General features: G+C 61.1%; 14 protein-coding genes. 5 read left to right on the forward strand and 9 right to left on the reverse strand.

Going from position 1 to position 18836, the window contains the following annotated elements:
- Window positions 1-107: 107 nt before the first annotated feature.
- Window positions 108-2048: a pectinesterase family protein gene (locus ACYVAC_RS11315; protein WP_461097774.1), complete on the forward strand. Its 1941-nt coding sequence runs from the start codon at window positions 108-110 to the stop codon at window positions 2046-2048.
- A gap of 14 nt (window positions 2049-2062) precedes the next feature.
- Here ACYVAC_RS11315 and ACYVAC_RS11320 read toward each other — a convergent pair whose 3' ends face one another.
- Window positions 2063-3130 carry a DNA/RNA non-specific endonuclease gene (locus ACYVAC_RS11320; protein ID WP_461097775.1) on the reverse strand — a complete coding sequence of 356 codons (1068 nt, stop codon included), beginning with the start codon at window positions 3128-3130 and terminating at the stop codon, window positions 2063-2065.
- Window positions 3131-3275: 145 nt separating this feature from the next.
- On the opposite strand from ACYVAC_RS11320, the gene ACYVAC_RS11325 reads away from it, so the two are divergent.
- Both ACYVAC_RS11325 and ACYVAC_RS11330 read left to right on the forward strand, forming a co-directional pair.
- Window positions 3276-4502 carry a BaiN/RdsA family NAD(P)/FAD-dependent oxidoreductase gene (locus ACYVAC_RS11325; RefSeq protein WP_461097776.1) on the forward strand — a complete coding sequence of 409 codons (1227 nt, stop codon included), beginning with the start codon at window positions 3276-3278 and terminating at the stop codon, window positions 4500-4502.
- 75 nt (window positions 4503-4577) lie between these two features.
- Window positions 4578-5405, forward strand: coding sequence for a purine-nucleoside phosphorylase (locus ACYVAC_RS11330; RefSeq protein ID WP_461097777.1), 828 nt, complete (start codon window positions 4578-4580; stop codon window positions 5403-5405).
- Window positions 5406-5491: 86 nt separating this feature from the next.
- On the opposite strand, the gene ACYVAC_RS11335 is transcribed toward ACYVAC_RS11330, so the two are convergent.
- The 7 genes from ACYVAC_RS11335 to sppA form a co-directional block, all read right to left on the reverse strand.
- The gene (locus tag ACYVAC_RS11335) at window positions 5492-6565 is read right to left on the reverse strand and encodes a peptidoglycan DD-metalloendopeptidase family protein (protein ID WP_461097778.1); all 1074 of its coding nucleotides are present in this window, start codon (window positions 6563-6565) and stop codon (window positions 5492-5494) included.
- Between the two features lie 81 nt (window positions 6566-6646).
- Window positions 6647-7603 carry a thioredoxin-disulfide reductase gene (gene trxB / locus ACYVAC_RS11340; protein ID WP_461097779.1) on the reverse strand — a complete coding sequence of 319 codons (957 nt, stop codon included), beginning with the start codon at window positions 7601-7603 and terminating at the stop codon, window positions 6647-6649.
- 125 nt (window positions 7604-7728) lie between these two features.
- Window positions 7729-9744, reverse strand: a complete 2016-nt coding sequence (locus ACYVAC_RS11345) for an OmpA family protein (protein ID WP_461097780.1) — start codon at window positions 9742-9744, stop codon at window positions 7729-7731.
- The gene (locus tag ACYVAC_RS11350; RefSeq protein ID WP_461097781.1) at window positions 9699-10331 is read right to left on the reverse strand and encodes a 7-carboxy-7-deazaguanine synthase QueE; all 633 of its coding nucleotides are present in this window, start codon (window positions 10329-10331) and stop codon (window positions 9699-9701) included. Before ACYVAC_RS11350 ends, ACYVAC_RS11345 begins: the two co-directional genes overlap by 46 nt.
- 283 nt (window positions 10332-10614) lie before the next feature.
- A complete protein-coding gene (locus tag ACYVAC_RS11355) occupies window positions 10615-11817 on the reverse strand; it encodes an acyltransferase family protein (protein ID WP_461097782.1) in 1203 nt (400 codons plus the stop codon).
- Window positions 11818-11896: 79 nt separating this feature from the next.
- Window positions 11897-13081, reverse strand: a complete 1185-nt coding sequence (locus tag ACYVAC_RS11360) for a helix-turn-helix transcriptional regulator (protein ID WP_461097783.1) — start codon at window positions 13079-13081, stop codon at window positions 11897-11899.
- A 149-nt stretch (window positions 13082-13230) separates the two neighbouring features.
- On the reverse strand, window positions 13231-15003 hold the full coding sequence (gene sppA, locus ACYVAC_RS11365) for a signal peptide peptidase SppA (protein ID WP_461097784.1): 1773 nt from the start codon (window positions 15001-15003) through the stop codon (window positions 13231-13233).
- A gap of 227 nt (window positions 15004-15230) precedes the next feature.
- Here sppA and ACYVAC_RS11370 point away from each other — a divergent pair, with 227 nt between their 5' ends.
- The gene (locus ACYVAC_RS11370) at window positions 15231-15803 is read left to right on the forward strand and encodes a hypothetical protein (protein WP_461097785.1); all 573 of its coding nucleotides are present in this window, start codon (window positions 15231-15233) and stop codon (window positions 15801-15803) included.
- 171 nt (window positions 15804-15974) lie between these two features.
- On the forward strand, window positions 15975-17555 hold the full coding sequence (locus ACYVAC_RS11375) for a capsule assembly Wzi family protein (protein WP_461097786.1): 1581 nt from the start codon (window positions 15975-15977) through the stop codon (window positions 17553-17555).
- 37 nt (window positions 17556-17592) lie between these two features.
- Here ACYVAC_RS11375 and ACYVAC_RS11380 read toward each other — a convergent pair whose 3' ends face one another.
- Window positions 17593-18552, reverse strand: a complete 960-nt coding sequence (locus tag ACYVAC_RS11380) for a sterol desaturase family protein (protein WP_461097787.1) — start codon at window positions 18550-18552, stop codon at window positions 17593-17595.
- Window positions 18553-18836: the final 284 nt, after the last annotated feature.

An 18836-nucleotide genomic window follows, 5' to 3' on the forward strand; every position in this document is an offset into this window, starting at 1 on the left:
ACCGGCTTTACCCCGTCAGCAGCCCCCACCGGGGCTGTCGGCGTTTGGGAGGGGTGGGTAAAAAGCGGGGGCGGGCGACTTCAATGCCTGGTTACCCGCTCCTGTTCATGTTTCGGTTTCTTCTGCTCCTGTTACTGCCCGGCGCGTCGCTCCTGGCCCAGTCGGTGGCGCCTGCCCCACCCGCCTACCCCACCTCCCTAACGGTCGCGGCCGACGGCAGCGGCTCGTTCCGAACCATTCAGGAAGCGGTCAACGCCGTGCGCGACCTGTCGCAGGAGCAGGTACTGATTTTTATCCGGCCGGGAACCTACCGCGAAAAGCTGGTGATCCCCGCCTGGAAAACAAAAATTTCGCTTATCGGGGAGCGGGCCGACAGCACCATCATCACGGGCGATGACTATTCGGGCAAACCCATTCCGGGGGGCGCTGAGCCAACGGGCCGGTCGACCTTTGTGACCTATACGACCCATACCGTACTGGTCGAAGGCAACGATGTGGTGCTCGAGAACCTGACCATCGAAAACACGGCCAACCGCAACCGCAGCGGGCCGCGCGTGGGGCAGGCGGTGGCGCTGCACATTGAAGGCGACCGCTGCGTGGTGCGCAACTGCCGGCTGCTGGGTCATCAGGATACGGTCTATGCCGCCACCGAAACCAGCCGGCAACTGTATCAGCAGTGCTACATCGAAGGCACCACCGACTTTATCTTTGGCGAGGCTACGGCGGTATTTCTGCGCTGTACGCTGCACAGCCTGAGCAACTCCTACATCACGGCGGCCGCCACCAGCCCACGGCAGCCCTACGGCTTTGTGTTTCTCGACTGCACGCTTACGGCCGACACGGCAGCCACGCGGGTGTTTCTGGGCCGGCCCTGGCGGCCACACGCCCGCACGGTGTTTATCCGGTCGCGGCTGGGCTCCCACATCGTGCCGGCCGGCTGGGACAACTGGCGCAACGCGGCCAACGAAAAAACAACGTTCTACGCCGAATACGGCAGCACCGGACCGGGGGCCGCGCCCGACAAACGGGCACCCTGGTCGCATCAGCTGACCGACACCCAGGCCAGTGCCTACACGCTGGCGGCCATTTTCGGGGGCTCATCCGGCTGGCGCCCCGCGCCTGGCCTCACCTACCGGCGCGACACGTCGTTTACGGTCTACAGCGCCTACACCAATGCACGCCGGCAACATCCCGCTATTCAGCTGGCGGCTCCTGACCTGGCCCGTGGGGTGCAGGAGCGGTTCAACATCTCCTACCTCGTGCGGAGCGGCAAAACCCTGTTTCTCGACGCCTGCTACCCCACCCCCGGCCGCACAAAACGCCCGGCGGTACTGCTTATCCACGGCGGGGGCTGGCGCACCGGCGACCGCTCGCACAACCGGGCGATGGCGCGCGAACTGGCCCGCAACGGCTTTGTAGCCGTAACGGCCGACTACCGCCTGTCGACCGATACGCTCTACCCCGGGGCCGTGTATGACCTGAAAGAAGCCGTGCGCTGGCTGCGGGCTCATGCCGATACCTTTGGCCTGGATACGAATCGGATAGCGGCCATGGGCTGCTCGGCCGGTGGGCAGCTGGCCGCCCTGCTGGGCATGACCGGAAAGCTGCCGGCACTGGAAGGCTGGGGTCCTTCGGCCGGGCATTCGAGCGCCGTGCAGGCCGTGGTCGATGTCGATGGCCTGCTGGCGTTCGACCACCCCGAATCGGGTGAAGGCGACGACAGCCGGTCGACCTCGGCGGCTACGTACTGGTTTGGCGGGCCGCGTAGCGAAACGCTGGCCAGCTGGCGACAGGCGTCGGCGCTGACCTACGCCCGGGCCGATGCGGGCGTACCGGCACCACCGGCTCCCATACTCCTGTTCAACAGCGCCGTCGACCGCATGCATGCCGGTCGCGATGATCTGCTGGCACAGCTAACGGCACGCGGGGTCTACACCGACGTGCGCACCTTTGCCGGCGCGCCCCATACGTTCTGGTTTTTCCACCCCTGGTTTACGCCCATGATGCAGCAGACCGTCCGGTTTCTGAACCGGGTGCTGGCTCCCTGAGCAGCGGATCGTGTTTACCGGTTGAACCATGCGTCGATCATCTGATCGGTCGCTTCGTTTTTGAGCTGCCGCTGCAGATCGGTCGGCATGAGCGGAAAAAACGTGATGCCCGTGGCCCGCTCGATGCGGCTGACGGGCACGACAAAGCTCGACAGCGGTTCGTTGGAGGCTTCGTTGTTGAGCAGAAAGCCGATCATGCGAATGGTGGGTTTGTTGCAGTAGAGCAGCACCTTGTAGAACTGCTGGGGTACGCTGACTTCGTTGACTTTTCCGATGGTGGGCAGGCCGGGCTTCAGCACGGGGCCGGTAATCACATACAGCCCCTTGTCGAGCAGCGCCCACCGCCTGACCTGCTCTTCCAGCTCTTTCCAGATACCCCGGTTGAACTGAGGAACCTGGGGGGCCATGTTGCTCATGTAGAACGTTTCCTGCATCATCAGCCGCGAAAACTTGAAATCGCCGGCGGGGGCCAGGTGGCCGCGATCGTAGCCCGAGCGGGTGTAATCGCTGGGCAGGGCCGAGCCGGTCGACACGGCGGGGTCGGGCCGAAACGAGGAGCCTTCGCGGTCGGTGTCGCCGTTGATCTCCTCAGGCAGCAGCGGGTAGGCTACCCAGTCGGCCACTTTGTAGGCATCGCGGAAGCGCAGCGTGTAGCCCTGGTGCTCGACAATCTCATCCGACGAGCGGTGAGCGGGCAGCAGAAAGCCGGGCTTCTTCTCGAAGTCGAACAGTACTTTCCCGCCCGTACTGACGGGGGGTACCGACCCGCCCGCATCCGTAGCGTCATCGCTGGCCTCGTCGGTGGCCTCATCCGACCGGGTATCGGTCGCCACATCCTCCGACCCGCGGGGTTCCGGGGCTTTGTAGGGATTATCGGCGCGCTCGCGGGAATGACGCCCCCGGCCCAGTCCCACCAGTTCGCGCACGTCGTTCCAGAGCGCCACCACGGGCTGGGTACGTCCCCCGTAGTGCAGAAACAGGCCAATCAGAAAAAAAACAAACAGCAGAACAAGCGTATTGCCCCGCAGCCGAAAGCCCCGGCGGTGGTACTTCTTGGTTGAAAAACGTGGTCCGAAAAACATGCGGTAAAGCTACGGCCTAACGGTCGTTTTCGGTAGTCGCGCGCCCCGATTCCGGTGCGCTGGTCTGCCGGACGCGACCCGGCTACCGGGCCCAAAAACCAGCCGCCCCCCAGAACTACAAACGCCTGCCCCCTGTTGTCGGTCTATGGCCGCTTTGCGTATTTATGTTATTGGCGGGGGAGCCGCCGGTTTTTTCGGGGCTATCACAGCCGCCCAGACCTTCCCCAACGCCACCGTAACAATTCTGGAAAAAAACCGGACCGTACTGAACAAAGTCCGGATCTCGGGCGGGGGGCGCTGCAACGTGACCCACGCCTGTTTCGACAACCGCCAGCTGGTGAAACACTACCCCCGGGGCGAAAAACCCCTGCGGTCGCTGCTGAATCAGTTCAGCACGACCGACACCGTGACGTGGTTTGAAACCCACGGCGTGCCCCTCAAAACCGAAGCCGACGGGCGCATGTTTCCGGCCTCCAATACCTCCGATACCATCGTCGACTGTTTGCTCACCACGGCCAAACGGCTCGGGGTTCAGGTACGCACAAGCTGTGGTGTGAGTGAACTGCGGACCAACCCCGCCGGCGGCTGGGATCTGCTGCTGCTGACAGGCGAGGTACTGACTGCCGACCGGCTGCTCGTGGCCACGGGGGGCTACCCCCAGCGCACAAGCTACGACTGGCTGCCCCACCCCGCCGAGGGGCTGGTGACGCCCGTGCCGTCGCTGTTCACGTTCAACGTGCCGACCAGCTACCTGCTGCCCCTGGCGGGCGTATCGGTGCCGATGGCGAGTGTGTCGGTGGCCGGCACGAAACAGGAGCAGCGCGGCCCCCTGCTCGTTACGCACTGGGGCTTCAGCGGGCCGGCGGTACTGCGACTGTCGGCCTGGGCCGCCCGCGAGCTGGCCGACCTCGACTACCGCTTCACGCTCCGCATCAACTGGGTACCCGATCAGAACGAAGCCCAGCTGCGGGCTACGCTGCAGCCGTACCGGCAGCTCCACGCCCGAAAGCTGGTTACGTCGCAAAACCCCTTTGGTCTGCCCGGCCGACTCTGGCAGGCTATGGCCACCGAAGCCGGCATCGACGATGCGCAGCGCTGGGCCGACCTGCCCGCCAAGCCGTTCAACCGGCTCATCGAATCGCTTACCAACAGCCGCTTCGCCGTCGAGGGCAAAAGCACGTTTAAAGACGAGTTCGTGACCTGCGGAGGCATCGAGCCCGGAAGCCTGAACCCGCAGACGCTTGAAAGCCGGCAACAGCCCGGCGTTTTCTACGCCGGCGAAGTGCTCGATATCGATGGCATCACGGGCGGGTTTAATTTTCAGAACGCCTGGACCACCGGTTACGTGGCGGGCCGGCACATCGGTCTGTAGCCGGGCCACGGTCTTGTGGCCGCGATTCCCGTACTTGCGGGCCAATCCGTATGTATTCATCAATAGCGTCGACCCATGCTCGAACAGATTCAGGAAGCGACCCGCTTTATTCAGTCGCAAACCACCGTTAAACCCACCATCGGCATTATTCTCGGCACCGGCCTGGGTGCCCTCGCGGCCGATGTGGTGATCGACACCGAACTGTCGTACGAACAGATTCCGCACTTTCCCCTCTCGACCGTCGAGTTTCATTCCGGCAAGCTGCTGCTCGGCACCCTGGCCGATCAGCCCGTTGTGGTGATGCAGGGGCGTTTTCACTTCTACGAAGGCTACTCCATGCAGCAGGTCACCTTTCCGGTGCGGGTGCTGCGCGAACTGGGCATTCAGACGCTGCTCGTATCGAACGCGGCCGGCGGTATGAACCCCGATTTTGCCATCAGCGACCTGATGGTGATCGACGACCATATCAGCCTCCTGATGCCGCAAAACCCGCTGACGGGAGCCTACGTACCGGCTTTCGGCGACCGCTTTCCCGATATGAGCCAGCCCTACGATGCCGACCTGCTCGACCGCGGCTTTACCCTCGCTGCTGAGCTGGGCATCACCCTGAAACGGGGCACCTACGTCTTTGCGCCCGGCCCGCAGCTCGAAACCAAAGCCGAGTACCGGATGCTGCGCCAGTGGGGCGCCGACGCCGTGGGCATGTCGACTGTGCCGGAGGTGATCGTGGCTCATCAGATGGGGCTGCGCGTCTTCGGCGTCTCGGTCATCACCGACATGGGCATTCCCGAAACGCTCAAAAAAGCCGAACTGAGCCATATTATCGCGGCTGCGGCTGCGGCCGAACCCCACCTCACCCGACTCATGAAAGCCCTGGTCGCGCAGCTGGGCACCACCCACTGAGCGAGTACACCCGGGTATGCAAAAGGCCCGCGAATCGGTACGGTACCGATTCGCGGGCCTTTTCACTGTAGTGGCTATTTACGGCCTTAGTTGACCCGCAGTTTCTGGCCCGGCCGAAGCCGCGACCGCGACGAAAGTCCGTTCTTGCGGCTCAGCGATGATACCGACATGCCGTAGCGGCTGGCAATGGAGCTGAGCGTTTCGCCCGACCGCACGCGGTGCAGCACGGTCCGTTTGAGTTTGGGACGACTCCCGCCCGACGACGACGACGAGGGGCGCCCTCCGCGCAGGTAATCCCAGACCGAACTGGTCAGCAGAAAATGATCGGAATTAAGCGTGTTGGCCGGAAACGAATAAATGCTCAGCGGACTGAAGGGATTTCCCTCGTAGCGCGTTTCGAAGTGCAGGTGTGAGCCGTAACTGCGGCCGGTATTGCCCCCCAGCCCCAGCTGGTCGCCCGCTTTCACCAGCTGGCCTGTTTCTACCGTTTGCTTCGACATGTGTCCGTAGAGCGTTTCGAGGCCGTTGTAGTGGCGAACCAGCACGTAGCGGCCGTAGCCGTTGCCATCCCAGCCAACCACCCGCACCACGCCGTCGAAGGCCGAATAAACGGGGTCGCCGGTTTCAAGGTCGAGGTCGGCGCCGGTATGCCAGCGGCCCCAGCGGTATCCAAAATTAGACATCAGCTTACCTTCGTTGAGCGGGGCCGACCAGTAACGGTTGGCCGCCGGGTCGTAGAGTTTGATGTCGATGGCCTCGCTGAACTCCAGCGGGTCGATATTGTAGGGGTCGATGGTGCGCGAATCCCAGATGGCGTAGTAATCAGCTACTTTCACCCACTCGTTGCCGATCAGCGCCGAGTCGATGACTTCGACCACACTGGTTTCGCCCTGGTCGATCTGGCTGGTATCTTCACTAACAACGGGGTTAAGTTCTTTTTTGGGCTCAAACTGGTTGTTAAACCGCAGCTGAGTTGTTTCCTGGTCATAGATGTCGTCCGCTTTTTGAGGCTGATCAACGACGGGGGTATTCGAATTGGATTTTGTTTTGGGCGTAATGGTCAGGTTCTTTTTAAAACGCCCTCGTTCCTGCGCCTGTACCACCAGGGTCAGACACAGGCAGGCGGTGACCAGTAGCCACCGGAAAGCCAGTTTTCTCATTCGGTTCCAGAATGGGTTTAGCGCGTTCGAAGCGGTGCCGGTAGGGGCATGCGTCAAACGCGCTAAACGGATAGGTTAGTATTACACAAGCGCCTGCTGCTCCTTCATCTCCAGCGTTACCAGGTAACGCTCGGCATCGAGGGCGGCCATACAGCCCGTACCGGCTGCCGTGATAGCCTGCCGGTAGATATTGTCCTGCGCATCGCCACAGGCAAACACACCCGGAATATTGGTACGGGTAGAGCCTTTTTCAGTCTGAATGTAGCCGTGCTCGTCGAGGTTGAGGTACGGCTCAAAAATATCAGTATTGGGTTTGTGCCCAATGGCCACGAAGAAGCCCGTTACGGCCAGTTCGCGCGTTTCGCCCGTTACTACGTTTTTCACCCGAACCCCCGTTACGTCTTCAGCGCCGAGCACTTCTTCGGTTTCGGTATGGTAGAGAATTTCGATGTTGGGCGCGGTTTTGACGCGCTGCTGCATGAAGCGCGACGCCCGCATTTCGCCCCGCCGTACCAGCATATACACTTTGCGGCAGAGGTTGGCCAGGTAGCTCGCTTCTTCAGCAGCCGTGTCGCCGGCGCCGACAATGGCGACATCCTGCCCCCGGAAGAAAAAACCATCGCAGACGGCACAGGCCGAAACGCCCCGGCCGTTGAGCCGCATTTCGGAGGGTAGGCCCAGCCATTTGGCCGATGCCCCTGTCGAAATGATGACCGCATCGGCCGTCAGTTCGTGCTGTTCATCAACGATTACGCGGTGCGGATGGCTTGAGAAGTCGACTTTGGTAACCATGCCGTAACGAACATCGGTACCAAATCGGCGGGCCTGTGCTTCGAGGTCCTGCATAAGCTGCGGCCCCTCAACACCGGTCGGATAACCCGGAAAATTATCAACTTCGGTTGTAATGGTCAGCTGGCCACCCGGCTGGGGACCCTGATACATAACCGGTTGCATATTGGCCCGTGCGGCATAGATCGCGGCCGTATAACCCGCCGGGCCGGAGCCGATAATCAGGCACTTCACATGTTCAGCATTCATTCTATTCAGGCAATAAGTTGTCGTATGGACCCGATTGACCGCTCAATAAAAAAGGCGGTATCAGGACAACATACGCAAAATTGAAAAAATTTCCTCCCGAAACCAAAGCGTGGAAATCGGTCCGGTTACAACAGCCGCCACTCGATCCGGCGGTTGAGCTGCCGGTTCTCGTCGGTCGTATTGGGCACCAGTGGCCGGGTTTTGCCGAAGCCCAGCGCTTTCATTCGCCCCGCGTCGATACCGGCCTGAGTCAGGTAGCTGACCACGGCCTGCGCCCGTTTCTGGGAGAGCAGCTGGTTGGCCGCAGCGTCGCCCCGGTCGTCGGTATGGCCGCTGATTTCAATGCGCGTCGTTGGGTTGGCCCGCAGAAAAGCCACCAGCCGGTCGAGCTCCGTGCGCGATTTGGCGGCCAGGTCGTAGCGCCCCGTATCGAAAAAGAGGTTGCTGAGTGTTTCTCTGGCCGCTGTGCCCGATACGGCCGGCTCGAGGGGTACCCGCAGCGAGAGCCCCTCCCCTTTGGTTTTCTGACTAAAGTCGAACGACAGGCTTTTGAACAGGTAACCGGGCACGGCCACATAGAGCGCGTACTCCCCGCCACTCGGCAGCACGGCCGTATAGGCCCCCGACTGGGCATCAGCCTGCACGCGCGACACCAGCTGGTTGGTTTTGAGATCGATCAGCTCGACCGTGGCAGCCAGGGGTTTGCCCGTGCGGGCATCGGCCACCACGCCCTTGAGCAGGCTGACGGGTTTCACGCGCTCGCGCAGCCTGTCGGGCAGCTCGAAGGTGTAGAGCCGCGACTTCTGCGACACGCCGTCTTTCTGTTCTTCAAACGAGTAGTAGGCCCGCCGGCCACTGGCTCCCACAAACAGCGACGCCTGGTCTTCGGAGGTGTTGATGGGATAGCCCAGGTTGGCGGGTGTCGACCAGTGTGTTGCGGCCCCCGCCCCGGACAGGCTGTCGGCGACAAACAGATCGTAGCCCCCCATCCCGACATGCCCTTCCGACGCAAAAAACAGACTCTGCCCGTTGGCGTGGATAAACGGCGATGCTTCGTTGGCGGGCGTGTTGATTGGCTCGCCTACGTTGACCGGCTCCTGCCAGCTGCCATCGGTGCCCAGATCGGCTCGCCAGATGTCGCGCCGGCCCTTCCCACCCGGCCGGTCCGACACGAAATAGAGCCGGCGCCCGTCGGCCGAGAGTGATGGCTGCGACTCGTAATAGTGGGTGTTGACCGCCGGACCCAGATTTTCCGGGGCCGACCAGTCGCTGCCCGTTTTACGACTCACGTAGAGGTCGCAGCTCCCGTAACCCTTACGTCCCTGACACACCGTAAAGACAAGCATCCGCCCATCGGCCGAGAGGCTGGCAGTGCCTTCATTGTCGGGCGTGTTGATGCCCGTGGCCAGCGATGTGGGCGGGGTCCAGGATTCGCCGTTGAAGGTGGCCGTCATCAGGTCTTCATCGCCTTCGGGTTTCAGGGCCGTAAACACCAGCGTCTGCTCGTCGGCCGTCAGCACCGGAAAGTACTGCGACAGTGTGGTGTTCAGCACGGGCGAGAGCGGCCGGGGCTCTACGGGTTGCGGGTGCAGCACGGCCTCCTGCCCAAACCGGGCGTTGTCGATCAGGCGCCCCAGGCGCGCAGCCAGGGCCGATTTGGGCGGCACCATGGTCTGGTATTTTTCGAGGTACGGCAAGGCCTCGCTGTAACGGCCCAGCCGCATGAGCGTATTGGCCAGCGCCTGGTAAGCCGCTCCCGACGCCGGACTGTCGGGCTGGAGCCGAACCGCGTCGCGGTAGGCCGCCATGGCCGGCTCGAACCGTTTGGTGAATTCGTAGAGCTGCCCCAGCTTGATATAGGCATCGGCATAGGCCGGATCGAGCTTGACAGCCTGCTCCATGTAGGGTATGGCTTCGCCCGCTTTTCGTTCGCTGAACAGCCGGATCGACTGCGCGTACAGCTCCTGCGCTTTCGGCACCTGCGCACTGGCGGCCGGTGGGCCCAGCAAGACCAGCGACGCCAGCCCGACGAGGCCGGCCGCGAACTGGCCCGCCAGCCAGCCGCCGGGTTGCCGGCGGCTGGCTGGCCGCGTTCCTACGGTATGTCTAAGTACTTGTGTGTCTGCAACGAAATCTGCCATTGCGGGTGTTCTTTTACGTACTCAACGATACGAGGCAGCATTTCATTGGAACGGCTCCATTCGGTTTGCAAAAAGAGTTTGCAGTCGGGCCGCAGAAACGGTACAAACGACTCAGCAAAGGCAAAATCCGACGCGTTGTAGATAATGACTTTCAGCTCGTCGGCACGCGCGTAGATGGCCGGATTGGGCTTTTTGAATTTCTTGGGCGAAAAGCAGATCCAGTCCCACGATCCGGTCACGGCCGCACACACTCCCGACGTTTCGATGTTTGTCTGGAAGCCGGCCGCCTGCAGCGCGCCGGTCAGCTCGTCGAGGTTGTGCATCAGCGGCTCCCCGCCCGTGATGACCGCCATGCGGCCCGGGTGGACGAGTGCGCCGGCAACAAGCCCGTCGATGGCCAGACGCGGGTGTGCATCGGCATCCCACGATTCCTTCACGTCGCACCAGTGGCAGCCCACGTCGCAGCCGCCCAGGCGGATAAAATAAGCCGCCCGGCCCGTGTGGGCGCCCTCGCCCTGAATCGTATAAAATGCTTCCATTACCGGAAGCGCGGTTGCTGTGCTGGTTTGTGGCTGTTCAGGTAGCATTCGTCTGTTGATGGAGGGGAGAAAGAGAGGAAAGAAGACAGACAAAAAGAGAAGACAGAAAAAAGAGAGGAGAGAAAAAAAGAGGGCGCAGAAACGGCCGGGCTGACGGCTGGGCGGTGTGTCGTTTACCCCGACGGCCCGCGGCTTTATCCGCACGCCTGTTTCTCTCTCCCCTGTTCTCTTACCTCTATTCCCTTATGCCTTGCCTCCCACGTCTATTCTCTTATGTCTGTTCTCTTACGTCTGTTTCCTCCGCTTGTCTGCATTGGTGCCACAAAGATACCTACTTCATACCAAACAGGAAGCGAACGGGGCGGATGGGTCGAATCAGTAGCAGGTACAGCCCGATGCAGCCGAGCCCCGACGCCAGACTGACCACCAGAAAGCCGTCGTACACGCCCAGACGGGTCCGGGTCAGCACGTAGTAGCCAATCCCGACAATCACCGTCTGGTGCAGGATGTAGAATGGGTAAACGGCTTCGTTGAGCCGCGCCAGCATGGGCCGGTCGACGTTCAGGTAGCGGTAGCCGTAGCTAACCGTCATCAGCACCGAAAACCAGGTCAGCCCCAGACCGACAAAGCTGTAGAGGGTGGTCAGCAGCTGCGATCGGTCGATGATGTCCTCGCCGGGCCAGGCGCGGGCGCCGTACAGCAACACCGTGCAGACCAGGGTTGCCAGAGCGTACAGGCGTCGCTGACTGGTCAGCACCGGCCAGAACGAGTCCCGGCTGATGAGCAGATACCCCAGCCAGAACAGGATCAGGTTTTTCATAAAATACGCCCAGTCGTTGTAAAGGGCATGCGACTCCCACGGAAACAGCCCCCCCAGCACCACATCGTTGACGAGCATCGGCACCACCAGCCAGAGTGCCCCGCCGGGCCGGCCAATCAGGCGGCCGATGCGATCGGTGAACCGCTGCCCGGCCGGGCGACGCAACCACTTGAACACCGGAATACTGACCAGCCCGTATATTAATAGGTAGAGAATAAACCAGAGGTGATGCCAGCTGAAGGCGCCACTTTTTACGCCCTCGTAGTAGGGACGAAACCGCAGCACCTCGGGGTAAAAATCGGCGTAGCTGCCCGCAAACCAGCCTTTAAACAGCCACTCGTAATAAATCTGGGGCGGCACAATCACAAACATGCCAAACACCAGCGGCACAAACAGCCTCCGGACCCGCTCACCGGCGTAGCTGCCCCAGGACCGGCGCAGCAGGGCGAAGTAGGTGCCGGCGCCGGATATAAAGAACAGCAGCGGCATGCGCCAGCCATGCAGCCACCGCATCACCTCTTCCATGGGCTGGCTGTGGGCCGTGCTTTTGATGTGCCAGCCCCACGATACGTATATCATGCCGGTATGGTAGAACAGCAGGGTAACGATGGCGATGATACGGAGCCAGTCGAGGTCGTAGCGCCGGCTGGCGCGGGGCAGCCGGGCCGCTCCCTCTTCGTCGGAAGGGGCATCGGAAACGGGGTATGGGGCCATGCGAATGGGGTTTTGGATGGATGGTCCAAAACTCGCTGCTGCGCCCGCCAGACGCCCTATGTTCCGGCCGTAACGAAGTTCATGCCGATCGGGAAGCGGTTTTCTGGCGGTACTGCGCCGGTGTCTGGCCCGTCAGCCGCTTGAACGCCGTGTGAAAGGCCGAGGTCGAGTTGTAGCCGACCCGCTCGGCGATCTCGTCGATCTTGAGGTGGGCCGTGGCCGGATCGACCAGCAGCTGCTGCGCTTCCCGAACGCGGTAGTCGGCCATGAGGTCGAAGAACGAACGGTCGAGCCGGTCGTTGAGCAGCTGCGACAGGTGATGCGGGCTGGTGTCGAGCCGGGCCGCCAGTCTGGGCAGTGAGAGGTCGCTGGACAGATACGGTTTTTCGTCGGCGAGCAGGCGATTGAGCCGCTGCAGCACCGCCGTTTCGACTTCTTCAGACAGGGCCGATTTCTCGTATTTCCGGCGGGGCTCGGGGCGCGCGGGGGCGGGTGGCACATCGGCCGGAACGGGCTGAAAAAAGGGCGCCCCCCGCATCACCAGCAGTCCGATGCCGTAGATGGTGATGGTGATGTAACTGGCAATGAGGTAATCGCCCCCATCGTGGCGAAACAAGGGTTTGACCGCCAGTACCACCAGCGGCACCAGCGCAAACAGGCCGCAGAGCCAGCGCAGGGTGGTCAGAGCGGCTGGCGGCAAGGTACTGGTGCCTGGCCGCCGGTAGCGCTGCAGCGCCAGCAGCCCCAGCACGGCATACACCACGGCACTCAGAATCGTCAGCTCGTTGATGTAATCGCGCAGACCGGTCGGGTCTTCAGACCAGTAGCGGCTGGCCGGCACAACGGCCAGCTCAGGATGCCACGAGTCGAGGTAGCTGTTGTATTTGAAGGCCGCTGGCTGATAGATCCAGGTGGCGGCATTGATCGTCCAGATACCGAACGGAACCAGATGCCACCCCCACCGACGGGGCAGCTGCTGCGTGAGCCGGCTCACGACGAAGAAGTAAAACAGCGGCCCCAGCACAAAATTGAGCGGCTCGGCCAGATCGACGGTCCAGAGCAGCCGAAACGTGTAGTTAGTATAGCTGAGAAAGATCTCGATACTGATGGCCGTGAGCGCCAGCAGAAACAGGCCAAGACAGCGGTTGGCCAGTTGCCGGCCCCGCGACCCCGTCAGCAGCAATACGCCCAGCAGGGCGCCCTGTACCACCCCCAGGAGAATTGCCAGCGCAAATAGATCGATACGAACGGGTTGTACTACCATAGCATCGTAAACGTAACGCCCTGACCAGCACTTTGCCAAACATGGCAAAAAAAGGACCCGCTGAAACGGAGGTTTCGGGCGGGTCGCTTTTTCGCAAACCAATGTTGTATCGGTACCGGACTGGCAGCGGGCCTTCGCCCGCCCCCGCCCTACCGAATATCCATCTCAAAGGGCATACGCATCTGTACGCCTTCCATGGTTTTAAGTTTCTGGAGGTATTTGACGTAGGGGGCCAGTTCGCCCAGCTGCGCGTTGAGCCGGGTTTCTTCGCCATCGCCGAGCGAGTTCATGACCTGCTCGAAAAACGGCTTCTGACGGGGCTGGATCTTCACTTTGTAGTCGCCCGTTTTCAGTTTGGCCGACTGGGCTGCCAGCTTCACGGCGTCGTCGAGACCACCCAGCTGATCGACCAGGCCCAGGGCTTTCCCCTGCGTGCCGGTCCAGACGCGGCCACCGGCAATAGCCCGCAGGCTATCGAGCGGCAGTTTACGGCCAGCGGCTGCCTTTCCCGTAAACTCGGCATATATCTGGTCGGTACGGCGCTGCATGGCCTGTTTCTGAAACGCCGACATCTCATGGGTCACCGCCGGGAAATCGGAGTTGGCATTGGTCAGTACGCGGTCGTAGGTGATACCCAGTTTATCTTTGAAGAAGGCCTGTGTGTTGAACAGCAGCGAGAATACTCCGATCGAGCCGGTGATGGTGTTGGGCTCGGCCACAATTTTGTTGCAGCCCATGAGCATATAGTAGCCACCCGAAGCCGCGTAGTCGGACATCGACCCAATCACAGGCTTCACTTTTTTGGCCAGCTCCACCTCGCGGAACATCACGTCGGAGGCCAGCGCACTACCACCGCCCGAGTTGACGCGCAACACGATGGCTTTCACCTTGTCGTCGAGCCGGGCCTTGCGAATTTCGTCGACGATGGCTTCGGAGCCAATGTTGTTCTCGCCCCCCTTGCCCGACACGATGTCGCCCGAGGCTACAATGACGGCAATGCGGTTGGCACTGCTGCCATCGGTTTTGCTGGCAGCCGCATCTTCATACTTGCTCAGGGTTACGTAGCCGATTTTCTTTTTGGCATCGATGCCGAGCTGCTGCCGGATCACGGCTTCCAGTTCATCCTGATACCCAACGTTGGTGACCAGCCTGGTCCGCAGGGCGTCGGCCGGTTTCTGAATGCTCAGGTTGTCGGCATAGCGTTTGAGCGAGTCGACACGGAGGTTGCGGCTCTGCGCCACCCGTACCAGCATATGGTCGTTGATCGAGTTGAGGAACGAGGTAACCTGCCGGCGGTTAGGCTCGCTCATATCTTCACGAATGAAAGGCTCCACGGCACTCTTGAACTCACCGACCCGGAAAATTTCGGGTTTGACGCCCAGCTTTTCGAGCGTGCCTTTGAAAAACGAGAGTTCGGCGTTCAGGCCGTTCCACTCCAGATCGCCCGCCGGATTGAGATAAATCTTATCGGCCACCGAGGCCAGATAGTATCCCTTCTCGCTCATCGTTTCGGCGTAGGCATACACGAATTTTTTCGATGTCTTGAAATCGATCAGCGCATTCCGGATCTCTTCCAGCGACGCCCAGCCGGCCTGTGGCTCCTGGGCGCTGAGGTAGATACCCTTGATGTTATCGTCGGTTTTGGCCGCTTCAAGGGCTTCTTTCAGCTCGATCAGCCCAATGGCGCTGTTGTTGTCCAGACCAAAATTACCCCCCGCAAAGCTGAAGGGATTTTCGGTCGAACGTTCTTCAACGGGTTTGTCGAGGTCGAGTTTGAGTACCGAGTTGGCGGCCACGGTGGTTGTCTTGCTGGAGCCTGCCGAGAAGGCAGCGCCCAGCCCGGCCAGCAGCAGAAAGCCCACAAAGGAGAAAAGAAGTAACCCGACTACGGTGGCCAGTACGTATTTAAGAAACTGTCGCATGAAATCTAGTGAACATGGTTTGTCTGATGTAAAGACAAACAAAAGTAACGACCATAAATGCCATCAGTTCTAAAAAATGTTAAAGGCCGTTATTCATCGGATAAATGGTTTACCAGGGGGGTCGGCCTTCGGTAGCAGGTTTTGAAAGTCGGCAACAGACTGTATTATTGTACAGTATGGCCCTGGGGGCGGGCAACGTTGCCCACCTGTAGTCGCGGCCAGCTGCTATGAAAAACGTGCTGATCCTGCTGACCGGGCTGCTCCTGACGGGCTGCGCCGACCGCGCCAAACCAACGTCGCCCCCGACCGCTGCCCATGCCCCCGGCGACACGCTCAGCCCGCCGGTAGCACCGGCCGCAGCCCCGACCGAACCGACAGCGGCACCCACCGTGGCCGGCTGGCAATACACCCGGTCGGGCACGACCCGCAAGGCAACGATCACCTCGCCCACCCGGCTCCAGTTTGCCTTTCCCTACGAAGGCGGCTCCACGGCCACCCTCACCCTCCGCCAGCGGAACGGCAGCACCAGTGTGTATATCGAAGTGTCGAAGGGTCAGTTCAACCGCAGCTTTCAGGGCGGCAGCGCGCGCGTGCGGTTCGACAACCGCCCGGCTGAATCGTTCGAGTTACTGGCCGCCGAAAATGGCCGGGCCAACATCCTGTTTTTCGGCGATGAGCAGCGCCTGATTCAGCGCATCAGGGCCGCCCGGCAGCTGGTGGTGGACATCGATTTTGCAGGACAGGGTATTCGCCGGATTCCGTTTCCGACGGCCGGCCTGGTCTGGCCAACCGAAGGCTAACCCGGCCCCGCCACAGCGGCCTACCGGGCAGACCACAGGCTTAGTATGTTGGGTCAGGTTACGGAAAGCTCAATCCGTTCATGCATTTTTGCAGTTCACACAGCCCGGCCGGCTGGCGTCGGGTTCGACGCTGACCCCTATTGGCCGGGCTGCCGATCGGTTTTTCAGCCTATGCCAACGTCACGTCCTGCTGCTTCCCTGTTCTCCATTCGTGTCAACGCCTTTGGTTCCGGCCGCCGGCTGGCAGCATCCGCCCTGGCCGGCCTGCTGAGCCTGACTACCCCGGCCGTGCAGGCCCAGCGGGTCACCAGCGGCAGTCTGGAAGCCGGCACGTTTGGCAGTTCGTCGGGACTGACGCCCTTCTGGCTGCGCAGCAACCAGTACGGCATTGTGCCGCTGGCCTCCCCCACCGGCACGCTGCGGGCGGGCGTGGCTGTCGATTACGACACGGTGGCCCTGTTTTCGCGCCGGATTTCGCTGGGGGGCGGAATCAGCGCCGTGGGCAACACGGGGGCGCAGTCGGCCCTGCTGCTGCCCGAAGCCTACGTGAAAGCCCGGTTTCGGGCGCTTGAGCTCTACGTGGGGCGCCGGCGTGAGCATTTTGGTCTGGCCGATTCGGCACTGTCAACGGGCTCCTACGCCTGGTCGGGCAATGCGCTGCCCATTCCCAAGATACAGCTGGAAATCCGGCAGTTTCAGCCCCTGCACTTTACCCGCGACTTTGTGGCCGTGCGCGGCAGCTATGCCCACGGCTGGATGGGCGGGCGTTTTGTGCAGCATACCCTGCTCCACCAGAAATCCCTTTACATCCGGCTGGGTAAACCGGTCAGCCGCCTGAAGCTGTACGGGGGTGTAAACCACCAGGTTGTCTGGGGCGGCCGCAGCGACGAACTGGTCCGGATTGGTCTGGTCAAAACGCCCCAGCTGCCCGCCACGTTTCAGGATTACCTGAGCATCATCAGTGGCCTGCGGGCGTCCGAAACGGGCGTCATCAACTCGGCTGCCTACACCGACTTCGACCTGCTCAACCGGGTGGGCAACCACCTCGGCTCGGTCGACGTGGCCGCCGAACTGACCACCGCTTCGCACAGCTTTTACGTGTACCGCGAGAATCCGTACGAAACGGGGGCCCTTTTCTACGGCACCAGCCTGGCCGACGGCCTCAACGGTTTCCGGATCCGGTCGCTGAAGCGGGGTGCGCTGGTTCAGCAGGTTGTGTTCGAGTTTCTGAATACGGCCAATCAGGGTGGCCCCGAGTTTATCATCGACGATCCGCAGCGCCGGGGCCGGGTCAATTACTTCAATCACGCCCAGTTTCGCGATGGGTGGGCCTACAAGGGACTGGGTATCGGCACGCCCTTCATCAACCCCGCCCTCGACGCCAGCAACCAGCCGCAGTACGGTATCTTCACCTATAACAACCGGGTTCAGGTCTATCATCTGGGCATTATGGGTAATCTGTTTGCCCGCCCGCAGGCCTGGCTGACCGGGCCGGTGCAGTTTCAGGGCAAGCTGTCGTACAGCCGCAACGCCGGCACGTATCTGCAACCCTTCCGCCCCATCCAGAACCAGTTTTCGGGCCTTGTGTCCCTGCTGATTCCGGTCAACGTGCTGGGTGGCCTGCAACTGAACACGGCGCTGGCCATCGACCGGGGCGCGCTCTATACACCGACCACCGGTTTCTACCTCGGCCTCCGTAAAACATGGCAATCGGGTGGCCCGGCCACCAGCCAGACCACCCGACGTATGTAAAAATCCGGGGCGTTACGGAACGGGAACGCGCTGCCCGTCAGGCGGCCTGCCGTTCTTCTGCAGGCTCGAGCCGCTGGGCCGCCTGCTTCTTCAGATTATAGACCGTGATGGGGCTGCCGAACAGATAGAGCCACGCTTCTTTCGGTGAACGCGCCTGCCGCACATCGCTGATGATTTCCGACACCTCGTGGAAATTGATGTGGATGGGATTGGCTTTCTGATCGATGTTGGTAGTAATCCCATAAATCACCTGCTCTTCTTCGGGCTCATAGGTCCCCAGAATACGGTCCCAGACGATAAACGTAGCGCCGAAATTCTTGTCGATATACTGCTCCTGCGAGCCGTGGTGCACCCGGTGGTTCGACGGCGTAGCAAAAATATACTCCAGCACGGGGTGCAGCCGCCGGATGTATTCGGTATGCTGCATAAACTGAAACAGCGTGGCGATCTGGTTGGTGACGAAGAAGATAACCGGGTGAAAACCCAGCAGCATCACCGGCATGAAAAAAATAAGCTTCACGTGCTGAATCCAGCTCAGGCGGTACGAAACCGTCAGGTTGTAATGTTCGGCGGAGTGGTGTACGACGTGGGTGGCCCAGAAAAAGCGTGATTCGTGCGATACGCGGTGCGCCCAGTAACTGGCCAGATCATAGATGATGTAACACGGGATGAGCGTCCACCAGTTGAGTTCCATCCGCCAGGGCACCAGGTTGTAGAGGACCACGGTGAACCAGATCAGCCCAAACTTGAGCAGCGCCGAAATGACCAGGCTCCCCAGACCCACCAGAATCGACCCCACCGTTTCCTGTTTGTGGTAATGGTCGTGTTCGAGCCGGTGCGACACCCACATCTCGATACCGGTCAGTAGCAGCATCACGGGTACGGCCCAGGCAATCAGGTTCGGCGCTGTCTGGCTGAGTTCGACAATCTGCTCGTACGAGATTTTACTGGCCCCAAAAAGCCCCCAGTCCGTAAACACATTGCTCAGAAAAATCATAGTTAGCAGGTTGTATTGGTTACACGGGAATCCGGCAATCGAGCCGTTTTGTAGCCGGGCCAACGCGATGCGCCTGCTTCGGAACGATTGCGGAGAAATAACGAATATAGGGCAAACCGCCGGGTTGGTCGTTACAACCGGGCCCTTTTATGCCCCGGCCAGCGCAGCGTTTCGCCCGCCGGCCCGCACGCGAAGCCCTGCCTATAGTACCGTAAAAGCCGGTAAAGTGTTATCGAACCGGAGTAGGCCGGGACAGCGATAAACCGGTTTCGACCCGAAAAAAA

Source organism: Spirosoma luteolum, assembly GCF_054778875.1.

Bases quoted from the DNA above. Each gene is read 5' to 3' on its own strand.
- ACYVAC_RS11350 (WP_461097781.1), bottom strand. From the start codon at position 10,331: ATGCTACCTGAACAGCCACAAACCAGCACAGCAACCGCGCTTCCGGTA.
- ACYVAC_RS11335 (WP_461097778.1), bottom strand. From the start codon at position 6,565: ATGAGAAAACTGGCTTTCCGGTGGCTACTGGTCACCGCCTGCCTGTGT.
- ACYVAC_RS11380 (WP_461097787.1), bottom strand. From the start codon at position 18,552: ATGATTTTTCTGAGCAATGTGTTTACGGACTGGGGGCTTTTTGGGGCC.
- ACYVAC_RS11375 (WP_461097786.1), top strand. From the start codon at position 15,975: ATGCCAACGTCACGTCCTGCTGCTTCCCTGTTCTCCATTCGTGTCAAC.
- ACYVAC_RS11315 (WP_461097774.1), top strand. From the start codon at position 108: ATGTTTCGGTTTCTTCTGCTCCTGTTACTGCCCGGCGCGTCGCTCCTG.
- ACYVAC_RS11345 (WP_461097780.1), bottom strand. From the start codon at position 9,744: ATGGCAGATTTCGTTGCAGACACACAAGTACTTAGACATACCGTAGGA.
- ACYVAC_RS11330 (WP_461097777.1), top strand. From the start codon at position 4,578: ATGCTCGAACAGATTCAGGAAGCGACCCGCTTTATTCAGTCGCAAACC.
- ACYVAC_RS11320 (WP_461097775.1), bottom strand. From the start codon at position 3,130: ATGTTTTTCGGACCACGTTTTTCAACCAAGAAGTACCACCGCCGGGGC.
- trxB (WP_461097779.1), bottom strand. From the start codon at position 7,603: ATGAATGCTGAACATGTGAAGTGCCTGATTATCGGCTCCGGCCCGGCG.
- ACYVAC_RS11325 (WP_461097776.1), top strand. From the start codon at position 3,276: ATGGCCGCTTTGCGTATTTATGTTATTGGCGGGGGAGCCGCCGGTTTT.
- ACYVAC_RS11370 (WP_461097785.1), top strand. From the start codon at position 15,231: ATGAAAAACGTGCTGATCCTGCTGACCGGGCTGCTCCTGACGGGCTGC.
- ACYVAC_RS11355 (WP_461097782.1), bottom strand. From the start codon at position 11,817: ATGGCCCCATACCCCGTTTCCGATGCCCCTTCCGACGAAGAGGGAGCG.
- ACYVAC_RS11360 (WP_461097783.1), bottom strand. From the start codon at position 13,081: ATGGTAGTACAACCCGTTCGTATCGATCTATTTGCGCTGGCAATTCTC.
- sppA (WP_461097784.1), bottom strand. From the start codon at position 15,003: ATGCGACAGTTTCTTAAATACGTACTGGCCACCGTAGTCGGGTTACTT.